General features: G+C 66.9%; 17 protein-coding genes and 2 rRNA genes. 8 read left to right on the top strand and 11 right to left on the bottom strand.

Annotated features, from left to right (window positions below):
* The first annotated feature begins 187 nt into the window (after positions 1–187).
* The 3 genes from OZ403_RS38570 to OZ403_RS38560 all read left to right on the top strand — a co-directional run bounded on the left by OZ403_RS38570 (position 188) and on the right by OZ403_RS38560 (position 4262).
* Positions 188–3150, top strand: a 23S ribosomal RNA gene (locus OZ403_RS38570).
* Between the two features lie 161 nt (positions 3151–3311).
* A 5S ribosomal RNA gene (rrf, locus tag OZ403_RS38565) occupies positions 3312–3428 on the top strand.
* 390 nt (positions 3429–3818) lie between these two features.
* Entirely contained in the window at positions 3819–4262 is a 444-nt protein-coding gene (locus OZ403_RS38560; RefSeq protein ID WP_026114287.1) for a hypothetical protein, read from the top strand.
* Positions 4263–4265: 3 nt separating this feature from the next.
* On the opposite strand, the gene OZ403_RS38555 is transcribed toward OZ403_RS38560, so the two are convergent.
* Positions 4266–4466: a SlyX family protein gene (locus OZ403_RS38555; RefSeq protein WP_002640911.1), complete on the bottom strand. Its 201-nt coding sequence runs from the start codon at positions 4464–4466 to the stop codon at positions 4266–4268.
* A 70-nt stretch (positions 4467–4536) separates the two neighbouring features.
* On the opposite strand from OZ403_RS38555, the gene OZ403_RS38550 reads away from it, so the two are divergent.
* Positions 4537–4839: a hypothetical protein gene (locus OZ403_RS38550; RefSeq protein WP_140796154.1), complete on the top strand. Its 303-nt coding sequence runs from the start codon at positions 4537–4539 to the stop codon at positions 4837–4839.
* 18 nt (positions 4840–4857) lie between these two features.
* On the opposite strand, the gene OZ403_RS38545 is transcribed toward OZ403_RS38550, so the two are convergent.
* From OZ403_RS38545 to OZ403_RS38540, 3 genes are all read right to left on the bottom strand, one after another.
* Positions 4858–5814, bottom strand: a complete 957-nt coding sequence (locus OZ403_RS38545; RefSeq protein ID WP_268783109.1) for a tetratricopeptide repeat protein — start codon at positions 5812–5814, stop codon at positions 4858–4860.
* Positions 5815–5861: 47 nt separating this feature from the next.
* Entirely contained in the window at positions 5862–6206 is a 345-nt protein-coding gene (locus tag OZ403_RS39560) for a hypothetical protein (protein WP_140796152.1), read from the bottom strand.
* Positions 6207–6324: 118 nt separating this feature from the next.
* Complete coding sequence (locus OZ403_RS38540; RefSeq protein WP_140796151.1) at positions 6325–6750, bottom strand: hypothetical protein; 426 nt, start codon at positions 6748–6750, stop codon at positions 6325–6327.
* A 211-nt stretch (positions 6751–6961) separates the two neighbouring features.
* Between OZ403_RS38540 and OZ403_RS38535 the strand changes: the two genes are divergently transcribed.
* Positions 6962–7189 (top strand): hypothetical protein, encoded by a 228-nt coding sequence (locus tag OZ403_RS38535; protein ID WP_140796150.1) that lies wholly within the window; start codon positions 6962–6964, stop codon positions 7187–7189.
* Between the two features lie 111 nt (positions 7190–7300).
* Here OZ403_RS38535 and OZ403_RS38530 read toward each other — a convergent pair whose 3' ends face one another.
* The 4 genes from OZ403_RS38530 to OZ403_RS38515 form a co-directional block, all read right to left on the bottom strand.
* Entirely contained in the window at positions 7301–8140 is an 840-nt protein-coding gene (locus OZ403_RS38530; protein ID WP_140796149.1) for a hypothetical protein, read from the bottom strand.
* A complete protein-coding gene (locus tag OZ403_RS38525) occupies positions 8137–8895 on the bottom strand; it encodes a hypothetical protein (RefSeq protein WP_140800496.1) in 759 nt (252 codons plus the stop codon). Before OZ403_RS38525 ends, OZ403_RS38530 begins: the two co-directional genes overlap by 4 nt.
* Positions 8892–10847: a TonB-dependent receptor gene (locus tag OZ403_RS38520; protein ID WP_268784932.1), complete on the bottom strand. Its 1956-nt coding sequence runs from the start codon at positions 10845–10847 to the stop codon at positions 8892–8894. The genes OZ403_RS38525 and OZ403_RS38520 overlap by 4 nt, the downstream gene beginning before the upstream one ends.
* Positions 10848–11744: 897 nt before the next feature.
* Positions 11745–12158, bottom strand: a complete 414-nt coding sequence (locus OZ403_RS38515; protein WP_268783108.1) for a hypothetical protein — start codon at positions 12156–12158, stop codon at positions 11745–11747.
* A 186-nt stretch (positions 12159–12344) separates the two neighbouring features.
* Here OZ403_RS38515 and glpD point away from each other — a divergent pair, with 186 nt between their 5' ends.
* Positions 12345–14042: a glycerol-3-phosphate dehydrogenase gene (gene glpD, locus OZ403_RS38510; RefSeq protein ID WP_268783107.1), complete on the top strand. Its 1698-nt coding sequence runs from the start codon at positions 12345–12347 to the stop codon at positions 14040–14042.
* Between the two features lie 234 nt (positions 14043–14276).
* Positions 14277–16082 (top strand): S8 family serine peptidase, encoded by a 1806-nt coding sequence (locus OZ403_RS38505; protein ID WP_140858001.1) that lies wholly within the window; start codon positions 14277–14279, stop codon positions 16080–16082.
* 16 nt (positions 16083–16098) lie between these two features.
* Here the strand turns inward: OZ403_RS38505 and OZ403_RS38500 are convergent, their stop codons facing one another.
* Positions 16099–16587, bottom strand: coding sequence for an anti-sigma factor family protein (locus OZ403_RS38500; RefSeq protein WP_140857998.1), 489 nt, complete (start codon positions 16585–16587; stop codon positions 16099–16101).
* Positions 16584–17198, bottom strand: a complete 615-nt coding sequence (locus tag OZ403_RS38495; RefSeq protein WP_090495643.1) for an RNA polymerase sigma factor — start codon at positions 17196–17198, stop codon at positions 16584–16586. The genes OZ403_RS38500 and OZ403_RS38495 overlap by 4 nt, the downstream gene beginning before the upstream one ends.
* Before the next feature lie 159 nt (positions 17199–17357).
* On the opposite strand from OZ403_RS38495, the gene OZ403_RS38490 reads away from it, so the two are divergent.
* Positions 17358–18608: an acyltransferase family protein gene (locus tag OZ403_RS38490; RefSeq protein WP_140878067.1), complete on the top strand. Its 1251-nt coding sequence runs from the start codon at positions 17358–17360 to the stop codon at positions 18606–18608.
* 54 nt (positions 18609–18662) lie between these two features.
* Here OZ403_RS38490 and OZ403_RS38485 read toward each other — a convergent pair whose 3' ends face one another.
* Positions 18663–18956, bottom strand: a complete 294-nt coding sequence (locus OZ403_RS38485; protein WP_090495641.1) for a FruA-associating protein, FapA — start codon at positions 18954–18956, stop codon at positions 18663–18665.
* Positions 18957–19083 lie beyond the last annotated feature (127 nt).

The raw sequence follows: 19083 nt of genomic DNA, 5'->3' as shown, positions 1-19083 counted from the left end.
CAGAAGCCCTGACGAAAGTACCCAGCCGACGCCGTGAGGCGAAGGTGAGGGGAAGGAGTCAGGTGCTTTTAATCAAGCGTAAGTAAAAAGAAGTCTTCCAGGCTTGCTGCGAAGAGCAGGAGTCTGGGCCTTGGTTTCGAGTTTCGACAATCCGCCGGGAGGCGGGCGTGAAACAAGAGATTAGGGCAAGTAAGCTACTAAGGGCGTGCGGTGGATGCCTAGGTGCCAAGAGGCGATGAAGGACGCGGGTGGCTGCGAAAAGCCCCGGGGAGCTGTCAACCGAGCGTTGATCCGGGGATGTCCGAATGGGGAAACCCAGCGCTGCGAATAGCGGCGTTACCTCTCACTGAATACATAGGTGGGATGGAGCTAACCAGGGGAAGTGAAACATCTCAGTACCCTGAGGAAGAGAAAACAATGAGTGATTCCCAAAGTAGTGGCGAGCGAAATGGGAGAAGCCCAAACCGAAACCACGAAAGTGGCGTCGGGGTAGTGGGTCCACGGTAGGACTTTGACTTGCTAGCGGAAGCCTCTGGAAAGAGGCACCAAAGAGCGTGATAGTCGCGTACGCGAAAGCGAGTTGGAGCTGAGTGGGTTACCCAAGTAGGGCGGGACACGTGCAATCCTGCCTGAATCAGCCGGGACCATCCGGTAAGGCTAAATACTCCTTGGCGACCGATAGTGAACAAGTACCGCGAGGGAAAGGTGAAAAGAACCCCGGTAAGGGGAGTCAAAAGAACCTGAAACCGCATGTCTACAAGCAGTTCGAGCACTACGGGGCAACCCAGTGCGAGAGCGTACCTTTTGCATCATGATTCGGCGACTTAATATACGTAGCGAGGCTAAGCCGTTAGGTGGAGCCGGAGCGAAAGCGAGTCCGAATAGGGCGTTTAGTTGCGTGTATTATAACCCGAAGCGGGGTGATCTACACATGGCCAGGTTGAAGTGCGGGTAACACCGCATGGAGGACCGAACTCGTGAAAGTTGAAAATTTCTGAGATGAGCTGTGTGTAGGGGTGAAAGGCCAATCAAACTCCGTGATAGCTGGTTCTCCCCGAAAGATATTTAGGTATCGGCTCGGGCAATTCAATGCCGGAGGTAGAGCACTGGAACGGCTAGGGGTCTCACCAGATTACCAAACCGTACCAAACTCCGAATGCCGGCAATTGTTATCCCGGGACGCAGTCAGTGGGTGATAACGTCCATTGGCAAGAGGGGAATAACCCAGACCGACAGCTAAGGCCCCCAAATCTAGTCTAAGTGAACACTAGAAAGGATGTGGCAGGTCATTGACAACCAGGAGGTTGGCTTAGAAGCAGCCATCCTTTAAAGAAAGCGTAATAGCTCACTGGTCAAGACAGGCCGCGCCGAAAATGTAACGGGGCTCAAGACTAGTGCCGAAGCTTCGGGTCACACGTAAAACGTGTGGCGGTAGGGGAGCGTCCCAGTTGCAGCGAAGGTCGACTGAAAAGGCGGCTGGAGCGACTGGGAGTGCTGATGCCGAAATGAGTAGCGATAAAGGGGGTGAGAAACCCCCTCGCCGTAAGCCCAAGGTTTCCTGGGTCAAGTTAATCTTCCCAGGGTTAGTCGGAACCTAAGCCGAGGCCGAAAGGCGTAGGTGATGGAAAGCGGGTTAATATTCCTGCACCATCTTGTGAGCGTTGAACTAAGGGAGGACGGAGAAAGCTAGGCGAGCTGACCGGTGGTTGTGTCAGTCTAAAGGTGTAGGGGTGTCGCGTACGAATAAAGGCGCGGCAGTTATCCCCGAGACTCCATGGCGCCCCGTAAGGGGTAAGTCGCTGATGCTCTGCTTCCAAGAAAAGTCCCGTAGGGAGCTTGCAGGGTGTCCGTACCGTAAACCGACACAGGTGGGCGAGGAGAAAATCCTAAGGCGCTTGAGAGAACTCTCCTCCAAGGAACTAGGCAAATTTCCACCGTAACTTCGGAAGAAGGTGGGCCTCTGGTAGGTGAAGGCGTACAGCCGGAGCTGAGAGAGGTTGCAGAGAAATGGCGGTAGCGACTGTTTACCAAAAACACAGGACTCTGCGAAGGCGACAAGCCGACGTATAGGGTCTGACTCCTGCCCGGTGCTGGAAGGTTAAGGGGATTCGTCAGCCGCAAGGTGAAGCGATGATCCGAAGCCCCAGTAAACGGCGGCCGTAACTATAACGGTCCTAAGGTAGCGAAATTCCTTGTCGGGTAAGTTCCGACCTGCACGAATGGAGTAACGACTTCCGCGCTGTCTCGGAGAGGGACTCAGCGAAATTGAAATAGCTGTGCCGATGCAGTTTACCCGCAGCAAGACGGAAAGACCCCGTGAACCTTTACTATAACTTGACAGTGACACTAGGGATTGACTGTGTAGGATAGGTGGGAGCCTTTGAAGCCGGGCCGCTAGGTTCGGTGGAGGCAACGGTGAAATACCACCCTGTTGATTTCTGGTGTCTAACCATGTCCCGTCAGCCGGGATTGGGACACTGTCTGGTGGGTAGTTTGACTGGGGCGGTCGCCTCCCAAAAAGTAACGGAGGCGCGCGATGGTTCCCTCAGCCCGATTGGAAACCGGGCGTCGAGTGCAATGGCATAAGGGAGCTTGACTGCGAGACGGACACGTCGAGCAGGTGCGAAAGCAGGTCATAGTGATCCGGTGGTCCTGAATGGAAGGGCCATCGCTCAACGGATAAAAGGTACTCCGGGGATAACAGGCTTATCTCCCCCAAGAGTTCACATCGACGGGGAGGTTTGGCACCTCGATGTCGGCTCATCGCATCCTGGGGCTGGAGCAGGTCCCAAGGGTTTGGCTGTTCGCCAATTAAAGCGGTACGCGAGCTGGGTTCAAAACGTCGTGAGACAGTTTGGTCCCTATCTGCTGTGGGCGTAGGATACTTGAGAGGCTCTGACCTTAGTACGAGAGGACCGGGTTGGAGGCACCGCTGGTGTACCAGTTGTCTCGCCAGAGGCATCGCTGGGTAGCCATGTGCCGATTGGATAACCGCTGAAAGCATCTAAGCGGGAAACCGACCTCAAGACCAGGTATCCCGGGCGCAAGCCCCTGAAGACCCGTCGAAGACTACGACGTTGATAGGCCGGGTGTGTAAGCGTGGTAACACGTTCAGCTAACCGGTACTAATTGGTCGTGAGGCTTACTTTCCCCATTCTCTTGCATGCCCCCTCAAGGGGAGTAAGGGACTCGGGGCCAAGGCCGAGGCTCGAGTGCTTCACGCACTCGCCTGGAAGACTGAAATACGCACAGCGAGACTTCGCTTAGCAAGAAATTCGAAACTTACCCTTTGTATGCACTGTCGCTTGTTTTCCGGTGGCTATGTCGGAGGGGTCCCACCCGTTCCCATCCCGAACACGGAAGTTAAGCCCTCCAGAGCCGATGGTACTTCGCGGGAAACCGCGCGGGAGAGTAGGTCGCTGCCGGATTCTTTTTGAGAAACCCCCGGTGTCCCTCGTGGACACCGGGGGTTTTCTGTTTTGGGCGTCTTGGGTTTTCGGCGCCTCACCGCGGGCGTTGGGCCAGGCGCCGCGTGCGCAGCCGGCGCACGCCCCCCACCGCCAGCAGGGCCGCCGTGGTGGCCAGCACCAACAGGTGCTCGGCCCGCGCTGCTCCTGTCACGACGCCAACCGGTTCCATAGCTGCGACGCGGATACTTGAGTCGCGCGTCGTATTGCAGTGAACGCCCTTCGTCCGCTGAGAGTCGCTGCCTTCCGCTACGACTGCCTTTGACGATTTGGACCTCCGTGTGGCTGGCATCGACGCGCTCGGCTTGGTTGAGTGTGGGCTCCCCCGCTGTGTTGAGAGGAGCCTCTCGAATGAAGCTGCTTCGTCCTTGCCTTGGCGCGCTGCTCGCGGCCGGCCTCTTCCTCGTTCCCACGAACTCCGAGGCTGCGGTCCGTGTCGGGCTTGGGGCTGACTATTGGATTGATGACAGCGCGGTCTTCAACTTCACGCTGGGCGTTGAGACGCCGCTCGCGGGGCCGCTGTCTGTTGGGGCTCGGTTCGGTGCAATGCTCATCACCGAGGGCAACGACATCGGTGTTCCGTTGGACCTGGTCCTGCGTGCGAACCTCGCCAAGTCCGGCGTCTACATCGAAGGCATGGTCGGTCCCTGGCTCGTGTTTGGCCGTGGCGACACCTTCCGGGCGCACGCCGCGTTTGGCTTTGGCCTTCAGGGCAAGGCCGCGAGCATCGGCCTCGAGGTGGGCTACCTGGAGCCCAACCCGACCATTGGTCTGCGGCTCGGCTACAAGTTCTGAGCCTCAGTAATGCGGTGGACGCTCGTCATGACGGGCGTCCACCAGGCCGGGCTCGGCTTCCAGCTTCTGCTTGAGCCGGTCCACCTCTGCTCGTAGCTGGTCGATGACCTTCTGTTGTTCGTACAGCACGCCGCTGAGCTCCTGCAGCAGTTCCTGCTGGTGCATGTATCGGATTTCCAGCTCGGCGATTCGCTTCTCGTCCATGGGCACCCACCCATATCTATCCCGGCGAGGCGGCCTGCGTCCCCACCTGGTTGAACCTTGCTCTCTGCGCATGAACGTCGACGAACACATCCAGCGTGCTCGTGAGCTGCTCGCCCGGAACCAGCCCGAGATGGCCGAGTCCGCTCTCAGCGACGCCATTGATGCCGCTGTCGCCGCCGAGGACATCGTCCTGCTAACGCGGGCTCGCTTCGCCCTGGGGGAGCTGCTCTTCCAGCAAGCGCGCGATGCGGAGGCGGTTCCCTACCTGCAGGCCGTCGTGCGCACCGAGCGCGTCGATGGAGCCGTGGACGTCGAGGTGAAGGCCTCCGCCCGCATGCTCCGACAGATCCGCGGCATCGAGCCTCGGGAGTAGGTCTCCGGCCCCTTCGCGTCAGGGGATGCTGCAGGACTTCCGAATCAGCTCCGGCTGGCCGGAAAAGCGCCGCTCAAGGTCCATTCGCGTGAGCCGGGCATCGTCGATGCGCCGCTCCTTGACCTGAATCGCGCAGAGGGCCGCCAGCGCCTTGGGGTCTGCCCGGTCCAGGCGGTCCGCCTGGCGCAAAGCCTCTTCCGCGGTGGCCACCTTGCCCAGCCGATGCCAGGCGAGCCCGAGCTCGAAGAAGCCCATGCTGAGCTTCGGGTCTTCGGCCACCGCCGCGCGAAAGAGCTTCACCGCTTCGGCGTCGTGCCCTTCCCGGCTGTGCACCCGGCCTTGTTCCACCAGGAGCCTGGCATGCGGCAGGCGCCCTTCAAGCGTTCGGAGGACGGCCAGCGCCTCTTCGCCCCGCTTCGCCGCGCTCAGCAGGTGGACGTAACGCAGTCCGACAAGCGGGTCGCCGGGCGCCTTTCCATGCGCCCGCCCCATCGCCTCGGCCGCGCCCACGACGTCCCCGTCCTTCTCTTGTAGCTCCGCTCGGAGCAGGTCCGGCCGTGCGTCTCGTGGGGCCAGCGTCTCTGCTCGTGACAGGGCCGTGCTCACACACCGGCTCATCCGCTCGACGTCGCAGATTCTCGCCAGCAGGAGCTGGGTTTCGACCTCCTGGGGATTGCGGCGTTCCGCCTCCAGGGCCAGCGCATGGGCGTCATCTGGCGCCCCATCCAGCAGCAGCGTCGCGGCTTCTCTCAGCTCCGCCGGCGTGGCCGTCGCGTCGTCCTTCAGGGGCCGCAGGAAAGGGACACGCTGCGACACGCTCGACATGGCCCGTGCGATGGACAGCTGCTGCTCGGGCATGTTCCTGGGGAGGAAGAGTGGAATGAGGTGGATGAGCGTCACGACGGTGCACACGATGAGCAGGCTTCGGGTCCCCCGGCTCAGCCTGTGGCGACGCGCTCCCTCTGCTTCCTGCACTTCCGATTCTCCTGGAGGCGCGCTCCGCCTCACCCTGCATCCAGCTACTACACTGCCCGCAGTCTTGGACGTAGCCCCGAGGGCAGCTCCAGGCCACAGCTCCAACACAGCTCGAAGTTGCCGGGGTTCTCTTCGCGGCACCGTGGACACTCCACCGACCGCTCGGCCTGCTCTTGATTCTCCTGGAGCTCCGCCAGGAGGCCTTTCGCGTGCTCAAGGTCTCGCGGGTCCACCCACAACTCTATCCAGGTCTCCGCGCTCGGAATCTCGCCGCTCAAAGGGGCAAGGGCTTCTCCGCGTACCTCTACTGACACTCCCATGGCTTCCAGCGCACCCGCCAGAAGCCGTGCTTCTCCCACCGTGCGATGCACGGACAACTGCACGCGCCTCATGCTCCTGTCTTCACAGAAGCCGAGCTCGCCAGCAACCCCGGCTACGGGCTCGCTCCCGCCCGCCCGATGAGCGGCTTGCCTGGACGACGGGCGGCACGAGGCGTCGGGCCCTGAGGCGCTACTGCTCTTCTTCGCGCAACTGGTGCGGCAGCACCGCGTGTGCGTGGCGCGGAGCCCGGGCATGCAACTCGGTCGTCAGCAGCCGGTCCAGTTCCTCGAGCAGGGTGTCGTAGAGGGGGCCTGCGCCCTGGGCTGGAAGTCGCTCGGCCGCGACGCGCACGCGAGGAGACTCTTCGTCCTCGAACGCGAGCGTCACCGCGAGACCGTCCGGCCCACCTGCCTGCGGAACCATGACGACGGGGGCCGGGGCGCGGCTGGCTTGTTCGAAGAGCGGGCCCAGGCGCTGGACTTCCGCTCCCGTGAGGTCGCGCTCGCTGACCACCTCACCCTGCTCCAGCACCTTCAGGTGCTTCATGCCTTCCAGCCGGAGCGCCTGTGCGCCCGTGTTCGTTCGCCCACTGCGCTCGTACGTGACCGTCCTCACGCCGCGTCACCTCCATGGGCACGAGGTAGGCACCCTTGCTCGTCGCCGCATCCGGCAAAGCGGCGGCTCGCGCATTCCGTGTCCGGCTCCGCGCGATGTCGTGTGCTTCCCGACACCGGACGAACACCTCCGCACGAGTGTTTCCACCTGGGCCGCTTCCTAGTTTCAGGCCTCCCCGGCACTTTCGCTTGGGGACTCCCGAGGTAGGTCCATGAGCAAGGACAGCGGCAAGAACCAGAACGACCAGCGCGCCAACTCCAAGAATCCCAACAACCCCGCGCACAAGGCGTCGCAGGACAACCGCTCCAACCAAATGAACCCCAACAGCCCTCGGCAGTCGGGCAACAACCCGAATGGCGGGAGCAATAACAGCGGGAACAACCCGGCGGGGGGTAACTCCGCGGCGAACTCGTCTGGCTCCTCGCACAACAAGAGCTGAGCCTTGAAGGCTCCAGGCCCGGGGAGGGTCGGCCCCGGGCCTGGGGGCTCATGCTGGCGCGGTGGCCGGCCGTTCGTGCCCGTGCCACCGCGCCAGCATCCCACCGCGTGGTCAGCGCGCCCGGGGCTCGCACTCACCTTCGCCGCGGTAGTGCCCCAGGTTGCGCGTCAGCGCCGTGACGAAGTCGCGCAGCGTCTGCACGTTGCCCACGCCACCCGTGCCGTACTGCCCCGACGGCAGCTCCGTCAGGTCCACCGCCGCCAGTTCCTCGAGCGTCACCTCTCCGTCGGGACCCGCGATGCCCAGGTTGTCCGCGGCGGCCAGCGCGTCGAAGCGCATCTGCGCGTCCGGCGACTGCAGGTCATCGAAGAAGAGGTGGTCGCCGTGGATGGTGAGCTGCACCGTCTCCTCGCCGTCCTTGGGCACCGTCACACCTTCGCCCAGGCCCGGGCTCTTGCAGTGCTCGTAGACGGTGTTGGTGGTGAAGCCCCAGGCAAAGCGCTTGGTCGTCGTACCCTTGGTCGCCGTGCCCTCCATGTAGACGGAGTAGCCGCCGTCCTTCATCCGCGTGACGTCCGCGGCATCCGCGTTGCCCGCGACTGCGTTCGCATTGGGCGCGATGGCGAAGCTGACGTGGTCCCACTCCTGCGCCGGCACATCGCGGAACGTCTCCACCACCACCGGGCCGGGCTTGTGCACGTCGAATACCCGCGCCTGCGTCATCTCGATGGCGGTCTCGTCGTGGTTGCCGACCTTCACCTCGCCGAGCACCACGAGGAACTTGCTGAAGCGCACCGTCCAGCCGTCCACGATGCCGTCCTCGTCACCCACGGCCGCGGGAATCTCCTTCTCGATGTAGTCCTCGCCGTAGGTGGTGAACGTCACCGTGCCCGCGCCGTCACTGCACGCCATCAGTCCCAGACAGGAAAGCCCCAGCATCCACTTCTTCATTGCGCAGCTCCTTCCACCCACGTCACGACGTAGGCAGTGGTGTCTTCCACGCCGCGCACCAGCGCGTTCTGCGCCTGGCTGTCGGCGGGGAAGGTGTAGACGCCGTCCGCGTCCGAATCGGTCGCGGTGGCGAAGTCAATGCGGCCCAGCCACGTCCCCAGCTTCACGGCGATGCGCACACGGCCCGCCTCCATCCCCAGCGACTTCTCGAAGCGCACGCCCTCAATGGGCTTGGGCAGGCTTGTCAGCGCGTCGAAGCGCCGCTCGACGCCCTCCGCGTTGCGCGCCGTGCCGCGAACGCGCATCGCCTGTCCGCTCAGCACGCCCTGGGCGTCGGTGGCCTGCGTGGGGGCCGTCAGCGTCAGCTCCAGGGAGCCGTACTCGCCGGTCACCGCGCTCGCGTCGCCCAGCGTGGCGCCGGTGAGCAGGTCCACGGTGCGGGTGGTCAGCACCTCGGCCAGCGCGTCGCCCGGTGAGTAGTGTCCGGGGTGCGCATGGGCCGTGCCGCCGATGAGCGTGTACCAGTCGAAGCGGCGGGCCGTCAGCGCGCGGCCTTCGAAGAAGCGCACCGGGCCCACGGAGAGGTGCGCGGACTCCACCGTCACCGTCCAGCCTCGCTCGTTGGCGCCCGACATGGGCGTGGAAGTCACCTCCACGGGAAACGTGCGCCGCTCGGCTTCGCTGCCACAGCCGCTCAGGACCGTGGCCGCGGCGGCCAGGGCCAGCGCGCCGGTGAGGATGTGTCTGCGATTCATAGGTGGACCTCCAGGGAAAGCGAGGCCATCCGAGGCGACCCCGCGGTGAAATGTCTTGCCGGGACGAGGCTCGCCGCGGCGGCAGGGTCGAAGCGCGAGCCGTAGACGAACTCGCCATCCCTCCAGCGCGCGTCGAGCAGGTTCGAGACCTCCAGCCTCAGCCCCAGCTCGCCCCGGCGGATGGCGACGTGCGCATCCGCGAGGAACACGGTGGCGCTGCGCTCGCTGAAGGGCAGCGGGCGTGGACCGATGAAGGTGAGCCCCGTGCCCAGCGACAGCGTGCTACCGCCGAACCCCGTCCAGGTCAGCGGGCCGTCCCAGCCCACGTCGGCGCGCGCGACGAAGGGCGCGAAGTAGGGCAGCAGTGTGTCCGAGGCTCGCACGTAGGCGTGGGCGAACGTGGCGCTGACCGAGGTGACGAGCCCTGACAGTGGACGGGCCTGGAGCGCGGCGGAGACGCCCGAGCGCAGCGTCTGGCCCGTGTACACAGTCGTGCCCACGGTGTGGTCGAAGAAGAAGTCGTTGTCCACCTGCGAGCCGAAGAGGCTGAGCTGCAGGGCCCAGTGCTCGCCGTCCTTGCGCGAGCCCAGCTCCGCGCCTCGGATGGAGACGAAGGGGGCGCGCTCGCCCTCAGAGAGGCTGCGTGCCTGCGGCGAGCGGAAGCCGTCACCGTAGCTGGCGAACAGGCGCCAGGCGTCCGCGTCATCTCCCAGCGCGTACTCCACGCCTGCCTTCGCGCCCAGGTGGACGCCGAAGGCACTGCGCGAATAGCCCTGTCCGTCGTAGTAGCGCGGGTCCCGGAAAGCGAGCGCGTCGAAGACCTCCACACCCAACGCGTCCGCGCGCCCCCCCAACCGGAAGCTCCAGCGGCCCAGCGGCATGCGGGCCTCGGCCCAGCCCCAGACGTCTGTCTGGGTGAAGGCCGCGTCAATCTCGTCGGAGAAGAAGGTGCCGTCGGATTCGCGGTAGCGCCGCTGCGTCTGCTCCACGCTGTCTCGCCGTGCGCCCAATCCCAGCGCCAGCGCGACCGGGCGACCGAAGGCCGCCACGGACCTCCGATGCTCGGCGCGGGCGCCCAGCGTGGTGGCGTTGTTCGTCTGCTCCAGGCCGTCACCGCGCTCGTCGACACGGAAGCCGGTGAAGTTGTTGCGCAGCCGCAGGTCCGAGAGGATTCCGAAGACCTCCAGCTTCGTGCGCCCGGTCCCCGTGCGGGGCAGGTCCACGCCGAGCAGCAATTGGTGCCGTGACACCGAACCGCCCTGGCGGCCCAGGGCGGCGGAGAAGAAATCGCTGCGGCCCGAAAGCAGGTCGTCCTCGCGCACCACGCCCGGAGAGTCGAAGCGCGTGACGTAGCTGCCTCCGAGTGCGCGGACCGTCAGCCCATCTCCGAGTGTCGCACTGGCCTGCGCGAGGAGAGAGGCGCGGCCGTAGCCCCGCTGCGCGCCGAAGCCTCTGCCTTCACCCAGCTCCACCGCGGCGAAGGTTCCCGCGTCATCTCCCGGCCGCACTGTTGCCACGAGCCGGCGCTGACCGTACTGACCCAGCGTGCCAGAGAGGTGGACGCCGGGCTCGGCGGCGCCCAGGTCCATGCGGACCGTTCCCGCGACGGCGAAGTCACCCTGCGCGGCGCGGTAGGAACCTTCCGTCACTTCGAGCGCCTGCACGACCTCTGGAATGACGAAGTTGATGTCCGCGTAGCCCAGCGCGTGGATGTGGCTCACCTCGTTCACTGGCAGGCCGCCGACGTCGAGTTCCACGTCCTGGCCGTGCAGTGCGTCGAAGCCTCGGAGGAAGAGCTGCTGGGCCTTGCCCTCTCCGCTGTGTTGCGAGGCCACGAGGCCAGGGACGGCTCGCAGGAGGTCCACCGCGTTCCTGCGTGGCGCCGCGTCCAGGATGTCCCGGCCCAGCGTCACCTCGGACGCGCTTTGCGCGGGACGCGCGCCGCGCACCACCGTGGACTTTGACGGCGGCTCCTTGGCCTCGAGAGCGGATGCGCTGGTGAGGGACGCCTCCTGCTCCGAGGGGAGAGGACGAGGGCTTGCCTCCGACGAGGGGGCGTCGGCGGTCTGCGCGATGGATGGGGACTCCTCGGCCTGGGCGTCTTGCTTGGAGAAGCGCGGACCGGGGCCTGCCTCCGACGAGACTTCGTCGGCGGTTTGGGCGATGGGGTGAGGGGGGGATGCTTCCTTGGGAAGTTGTCCGGGCTCGTTGGCTGGGGATGTGTCCGCTTCCGCCGGAGAGTTCACGGACGTGATGGCGCTGGCTGCGGGTGGATGGGTTGGCTGCGCGACCGTGCTCGTGGACTGGATGGCCTTGGATGGCTGCACGGCGGGAAGTTGCGCGGCTCCGTGTCTCGTCGCTTCTGGTGCACGCGTCTGCGTGTTCGGCGCGGCAGGCAGTTGGGCCGTCGAATTGGCTTGGGGCGTATGCGCGGCGGATTCGCCAGCGGACGCTGCGGACTGGGCTTGTGCTGACCAGCCAGATGCCTGGCGCTCCGTGCTGACAGAGGGCGGCACGTCGTCATGTGCGCTCGTGCCCGTGACTGCCGCGGCACGCTCGGACGCGGGAGGTGGCTCTCGTGCCACGTCTGGCGGACGGTTCGAGGGCGATAGGGCGAGGACACACGACGACATTGCGGCAACGAGGAGCACGGGCACGTACGGACACACGGCGGCGCAGGCCCCTTGCTGGGGCGTCTTGCGCACGCTCGGACTTCGCGCGGCGCACGACGCCTCAGGGAGTGACCCCACCGGGACGGGTTTAGAAGTGAGTCAGCGAGCAGGACACACGGACCCATGCGTGCCCCGCACGCGTGGCTCCCTGCGTTGGCTGCGCAAGGATGATGACGGCTACGGGCCCTGGGGCATCGCCGTCGGGCGCACCGCGGAGCCGGGGGCCCTCGTGGGGCCTCGCTGGAGCTCCGCCAACCACGACACCTCACGCACGCGCGGCAGCTTCATCACCGCCCAGGCCAGCGCGACCGCCTGCAGGTGCTCCACGGAGCCCGTCAGGTGCTCGTGCCCGCTCTTTCGCTCACTGTCGGGTGCGGGTTCCCCCGCGCCCTCATCGCCACGGTGTGCGTGCTCGTTCCTCGCACCGTGCGCGTGGGCGCGCCCGTGCGGGTGTGAATGGGCATGGGGGGGGTGATGACCACCATCGCCGTGCTCCACCACCGCGTGCAGCACCGGCGCCACCACGAGCCCGTACACCAGGACCATCAGTCCCAGGCTGGCCAGGTCGCGTCGGTCGTGGGGGTTCAACAAGGCCGTGGAGCCCGGGGTGAGGGGAGGGTCGGCCGCCTCCTATCTGTCTTCATCCGGACGCGCAAGGCACCGTCCCCCCTCGGATGGGTGCCTCGCGGACACATGTAGCCTCGCTCCGTGTAGCGCGCTTGACGCAGTGCATTGGTTTCCGCTGCCCTCGCCGGCCAACGTCGCTACACTTATGCCGTGCGTTCTGAATCCGTCGCGCTCAGCCGTGTTGTCTCCGAAGCAGATGTGCCCCCGCCTCCGTCCCGCGCAGCACGCCTGCGGGCCCTGGCCACGGAGGCCTTCGACGTCCTCATCATCGGGGGCGGTGTCACCGGCGCGGGCTCGGCGCGGGATGCCGCGCTCCGGGGCCTCAAGGTGGCGCTCGTCGAGCGTGATGACTTCGCCAGTGGCACCTCCAGCCGCTCGTCCCGGCTCATCCACGGCGGCCTCCGCTACCTGGAGCACGGCCACCTGGGCCTCGTCTTCGAATCCAGCATCGAGCGTCAACGCCTGCTGCGGCTCGCCCCGCACCTGGTGCGTCCGCTCGCCTTCATCTGGCCCGTGTACGCGGGTGCCCGCGTGCCCCGCTGGAAGCTCAACGCGGGCCTCATGCTCTACGACGCCCTCTCCCTCTTCCGGAACGTGAAGGGCTACCGGCGGCTCAACGCCCGGCAGGTCCACGCGGCAGAGCCCGGCCTGCGCACCGACCACCTCAAGGGCGGCGCCCGCTACTACGACGCGGCCACGGACGACGCGCGCCTCACCCTGGCCAATGCCGTGGGCGCGTCCGAGGCGGGGGCCGTCGTCCTCAACCACGCGTCCGTGAAGGGGCTCGTCCTGGAGCAGGGACAAGCGCACGGCGCGACGGTGGTGGACCACCTCACCGGGGAGGAAGTCACCGTGCGCGCACGGGTCATCGTCAACGCCACTGGCCCGTGGAGTGATGAGATTCGCCGGCTGGATGCGCCGAATGGGACGAGCCCGGCCGTGCGCGGCAGCAAGGGTGTCCACCTCGCCGTGCCGCGCGAGCGCATCAACCACCGCGACGCCTTCACGCTGCTGTCCCCCAAGGACGGCCGGGTGATGTTCGTGCTGCCCGCCGACAACTTCACCATCATCGGCACCACGGAAACGTCCACGCGCGCGCACCCCGCGGAGGTCCGCGCCAGCGAGTCCGACGTGGCCTACCTGCTGGAGTCCGCCAACGCCTTCTTCCCCGAGGCGCGCCTCACTCGCGCGGACGTGGTGAGCGCGTGGGCCGGCATCCGTCCCTTGGTGGCCAGCGGCTACCACGGCACGCAGGCCGACGCGGGCAGTGCCAGCCGCGAGCACGCCATCGACGTGAGCCCCTCCGGCGTGCTCGCCATCAGCGGTGGCAAGCTCACCACCTATCGCGTCATGGCGCGCGACGTGGTGGACGCCGTGGAGCGACGCTTGGGCCAGCCCCGTCGCCGCTCGCCCACGGATGCGTTGCCCCTGCCGGGTGGAGACATCCGCGCGCTGGACGCCGAGTTCGCCGCGGCTCGCGCCGAGGTGGGGGACGACGCCACGGCCGTACACCTGGTGCGCGCCTATGGCAGCCGCTGGCGCCGCGTGTGGGCCCTGACGCGAGAGGACGCTACGTTGTCCCGGCCGCTCGCCGAGGGGCTTCCCTACCGGGCCGCCGAGGCCGCCTGGGGTGTCACCCACGAACTGGTGCACACCCTGTCGGACCTGCTCATCCGCCGCCTCAAGGTGGCGTTCGAGACGCGCGACCAGGGGAATGCGGCCGCGCGTGTGGCGGCCGAGGTCATGGCGCCCCGGCTGGGCTGGGACGCCGCGGAGACGCAGCGGCAGCTGGACGTCTATGCCGCCGATGCGCTCCGCCTTTTTGGCGTGGATCCGGCCGAGGCGTGAAAGGGCGAACGCTCCCCCTCAGGGGAGCGTTCGCTGGCTCACGGCCGCACCCATCGGCTGCTTGCCCAGCACGTCCTGCCACGAACAGGGGCGCGAGCGGCCGATTCGCTGACGTGGTTAACTTGCGCTCCGGGAACGGAAGCAGGTGTCCTCCCGTTCATGCGCGTCCCTGGAAATCCATCAGCCGCGCCGTGACGTACGACGCCTGCTGGACGGGCACTCGAGGAGCGTGAAATGAAGCGTTGCGTCTGGCTGGGTCTGGTCGGGGGGCTGATGGCATGTGGCTCGGAGCAGGAGCCCAAGGCGTGCCCCGGTACCGAGGGGATGTCCCAGTTGCCGACGGTGGTGTCCGCGGCGCGAAGCGAGGCGGCCCTGACGGACGATGGCACGGAGGACGTCATCATCGCCTTCCGGCAGCGCGTCTTCGCCTCCGCGCAGGCCAACACGGATGCTTTCGCCAACGAGGTGACGCGCGCTGGAGGCCAGGTGAAGCAGCGCGTCCCGTCGCTGAACATGCTGTCCGCCCGGGTGTCTCCCGAGGCACGCGCGGCGCTCGCCCGGAATCCGGACGTGGTGTCGGTGTCGCCCAACCGTCCGGTGTACGCGCTCGGCATGTCGCGGCCACCACTGCCCGCGCAGTCGTGGCTGGGCGCGGAGCCGCGGCCGCCCCCCAACACCGTGGGCTCCGTGGGGGAGTACACCGAGGGCCTGAAGATGGTGCAGGCCAACCAGGTCTGGGACGCCGACAACGACGGGGCTCTTGACCCGGGCCGGCCTTCAGGCACGGGCATCAAGGTGTGCGTCATCGACAGTGGTTGGGACAACCGCCACCCGGAGCTGCAGGCCGCCTTCATCGGGGGCAAGGACTTCATCAGCGGGTCCGCCAACTCGCTGGCGCTGGACGCGCAGGTGGACTCGAAGGGCAACGTGCTGCTGTGGGGCGGCGGACACGGCACGCACACCGCGGCCACCATCGCCGCGCAGCTGGGCGGGGGCGGCCGGGTGCGGCTGGGCGAGGACCCCAACGGCACGGTGGGCGTGGCCCCCACCGCGTCGCTGCTCATCGCGCGGGTGCTGAACGAGCGCGGCACGGGTGACACCGTGAATGTCATCGCCGCGCTTCAGTGGTGCCAGGAGCAGGGGGCGAACATCGTGTCGCTGTCGCTGGGCGCCGGGTCGAAAAGCGATGCCGAGGAGCTGGCCTTCAATCAGGCCAAGGCGAATGGCGTGCTGGCCATCGCGGCGACGGGCAACTCCGGCGCGGGCGAGGTGGCTTTCCCGGCCAGGTACGACTCCGTGGTGGGCGTGGGAGCGGTGACCTTCGCTGAGGAGTGGGCCAGCTTCTCCCAGTACGGCCTGGGCATCAATCTGGTGGCCCCCGGCGTGGGCGTGTTGAGCGCCACCATCATCGGCGGGGCGCCGTATGGCGAGGTGGCCGCGAGCAGCCAGCAGTTCGTGTCCAACCCCCTGGAGTTCTCGGCCGTGGGCGCCTATTCGGGGCGGCTGGTGAACTGCGGCCTGGGCAGCAGCGTCTCCGACTGTGGAGAGGCCGCCACCTGTGATGGCTTCGTCGCCTACGTGGACCGCGGCGGCGGCATCCTCTTCGAGGAGAAGGTGCGCAACGCCATCCGTGCCGGAGCGAAGGCCGTCATCATCGGCAACCACACCGCGGAGGAGGGCACGGGCAACTTCACCCTCAACGGGCCGTCCAAGCTGTGGGTGCCCACCGTCTCCGTGTCCTTGGAGTCGGCCAACGTACTCCGCGAGCTCATGGGACAGGACGTGACGTTGGACGTCTCCGGCCTGGACTACACGCTGCAGACGGGCACCTCCATGTCGACACCGCACGTGGCCGGGGTGGCGGCGTTGGTGTGGAGCGTGAATCCCCAGCGGCTCAATGCGGAGATGGTGCGCGACGCCCTGCTCAATACGGCCAGGGATTTGGGGCCGACCGGGTGGGATCCGAACTACGGCAACGGCCTGGTGCAGGCGGTGGAGGCCATCGACTACGCCGAGAGCCGGCTGCCTCCGGCGCCGTAGGTCACCGCGGCCGGCGTCAGCGCAGGGTTATCAAGGGGGAGGCCACCAGGCACGCCCCCACCAGGGCTTCCAGCGCCGCCACGGCTTCCCGTGAAGGGTCGTCACACCAGTCGACGGTCCGCGTGGCGGTGGTGCGCGCGTCGTTCCGGGACCAGGGCTCGTCGGCGCTTGGGAGGCGCGTCACCTGGAGCGTGGTGATGCTCACGAAGGCCACCGACGCCAGGGCGGCGGTCAGCATCTTCCCCCAGTGCATCCAGCTGACCTTCGGGGCGGCGGGCACCACGGGCTTTCGCAGCCGGGACTCCAACGCGGCGAAGTCCAGGGCGGGCCGCGCCGGCATGCGCCGCGCTCGCTGCGCCATCCACCCCCGCTCCGCGCGCAGCCAACTCAGCGCGTGCTGACAGGCGGGGCAGGCCTGGGTGTGAGCGCGGACGCGCGCGGCGTCCTCGGGGGAGAGTTCGTCGGCCAGCAGCGCGTCCAGTTCAGTTTCGCGACAAGCGCTCATGAGTGGCCTCCAACGTGTGCGGCCAGGTGCTCGCGCAGTTGGAGCCGCGCGCGGTGGATTTCGTTCTTCACCTTCTGGAGCGACCAGCCCATCACCGCTGAAATCTCCTCGTAGGGCAGGCCGTGGTCGATGCGCAGCAGCAGCGCCGCGCGCCGGTCCTCGCGCAGCGTCCCCAGCGCGCCCGCCAGCAGTCCTTCCAGTTCCCGGTCCAGGAGCAGGTCCTCTGGCGTGGGCGTGGGCAGCACCGCCTCCACCTGGCTGCCATGGACTTCATCGTCCATGTCCACGTGGACGCCCCGGTGCCGCAGCGACTCCAGGTACACGTGCCGGGCGATGCCCAGCAGCCACGCGCCCAGCCGGTCCTCGTCGCGAAGCGCGCCCAGCCGCGCGTGGGCGCGGACGAAGGTCTCCTGCGTGGCTTCGTCCGCCGCGGCCTCGTCGCGCAGCAAATCCTTCAAGAAGCGCCACACCCCCGCGGCATGCCGTTCGAACAGCCAGCGGAAGGCCGCGGGGTCACCCGTGCGCGCCCGGCGCAGCAGCGTCCGCTCCCGGTCCGTGTCGGACGGGGGCGCACCTGCTAGCACCATTTTCATCGCGGAAAGGAGGGCCACGGCACCAAGGTGTCACGAGCCGCCCGGGAGTTTCACGCGCGCGTGCGTTTTTCCCGCGCATGGCTGCCTGGTGGCAGGACGGACACCCCGCATCGCAATCCCACGCACGCTGGGTGGTGGTCTTGTTGAATGACAGTCGTTGTTGGTAAGAGAACTTTCATGTCCTTGAACTCTGGCCGTGTGGATGCACCCACGGCGCACGCTCCGCGCCTGCAGGGCCACCTGCCCGTGCTGGACGGTGTGCGAGGCCTCGCCGTCCTGCTGGTGGTGTTCTTCCACACGACCCACCTGAGCGACCAGAGCGTGGCGGGACGCGTGACGTGGTGGCTGGCTGGCGCCGGATGGACGGGCGTGGACCTGTTCTTCGTCCTCTCCGGCTTCCTCATCACCGGCATCCTCTGGGAGGCGAAGGGGCAGCCGTACTTCTTCCGCAACTTCTACATGCGCCGCTTCCTGCGCATCTTCCCGCTCTACTACCTGGCGTTGGCGGTGTCGTTCCTGGTGCTGCCATCGCTGGCGGGCCGGCTGGGCCTGGACGAGCGCATCACCACCGACGGCGCCGTCTGGTACCTGCTGTACCTCTCCAACTTCTACCAGCTGTGGGTGGACACCACGCACCCCATCCTCGGCGTGGTGTGGTCGCTGGCCATCGAGGAGCAGTTCTACATCGTCTGGCCCTTCCTCATCGCCGCGGTGTCGTACCGGGGCGCCATCCGGTTGTGCCTGGGCACCATCGCCATGGCCATCCTGGTGCGCGTGGGGCTCACGCTGTACGGGGCCAGCATCGAGAGCACCTACGTGGTGACGTTCTGCCGCGTGGACTCGCTGGCGATGGGCGGCCTGCTCGCGATGGCGCTGCGCCACCCGGAAGGGCTGGGCCTGAAGGCGTTCCCGTGGATGCGCTGGGCGGCCTGGGCCTCGGTGCCGGTGGTGCTCGCGCTGGTGGTGCTGCCGGTGGGCCCCACCTTCGAGCTGGTGAAGCGCACGGGCGGCTACACCGCCATCGCCGTGCTCTACGCCGTGTGCGTGTACAAGGCGGTGGCCGTCTCCAAGGGCCACGTCCTGCACCGCTTCCTCACGACGCGGCTGCTGCTCACCTTCGGCAAGTACAGCTACGCCATCTACCTCATCCACTCGCCGCTGGACGCCATCCTGCGCCGCACGGTGCTGAAGACGCCGCTGAAGACGGTGGCGGGCTCGGACATGCCCATGCAGCTGGTGTTCTACGTGGTGGCCGCGGGGCTCTCGCTGGGGCTCGCGCTGGTGAGCTGGAACCTCTTCGAGAAGCACATGCTGAAGCTCAAGGACCACTTCCCCTACGGCCAGCGCCCCGCTCCGGCGCCGCTGACGGCGCCGCTGACGGAGGGCGCCCAGGCCGAAAGGACAGAGGCTCCCGCCCGGGTGGCGTGACGTCCGCTGGGGTGCCCGGCGCCACGGTCCGGCGCCAGGGCCCCCGGCTCGTCGTCAATCACGGCGCATGGAGAAGGCTTCCGCGACGCGCAGGGCCCACGTCTCCGCCGAGTCGAGCTCCGCGCGGGCGCTGGCATAACGGTCCAGTCCGGCCTCCGAGCCGTCCCGCGCGAAGATGGCGTCGTGCAGCTCCTTCTGTGCACGGCTGAGCCAATGGCTCGCCTTCTGGCGAAGCTGGGCTGCCTTCTGGGGCGTGGGGGCGGCGAGCGCCGGATCCAGCAGCTCTTGCTCCTCGGGGTACGGGGACGTCACCTTCACGAAACCGGCCTGCGCAATCGTCGTAGTCATGCTCTGAGAATTCGCACCGAACGGCGAGCAGGCACCTGACCAGTGGGGCAGGACGATGTGCAATGGCGTGCACTGTCCTGCCCTCCAAGGCCGGTGGGCGGGGCGCGACTTCGAGCCGGGGCAGTCG

Origin of the sequence: Myxococcus sp. NMCA1 (assembly GCF_026810205.1) — a bacterium.
GTDB classification, from domain to species: Bacteria; Myxococcota; Myxococcia; order Myxococcales; family Myxococcaceae; genus Myxococcus; species Myxococcus xanthus_A.
Note: the sequence above shows the minus strand (reverse complement) of the source record. Positions and strands in the feature narration are given on the sequence as shown.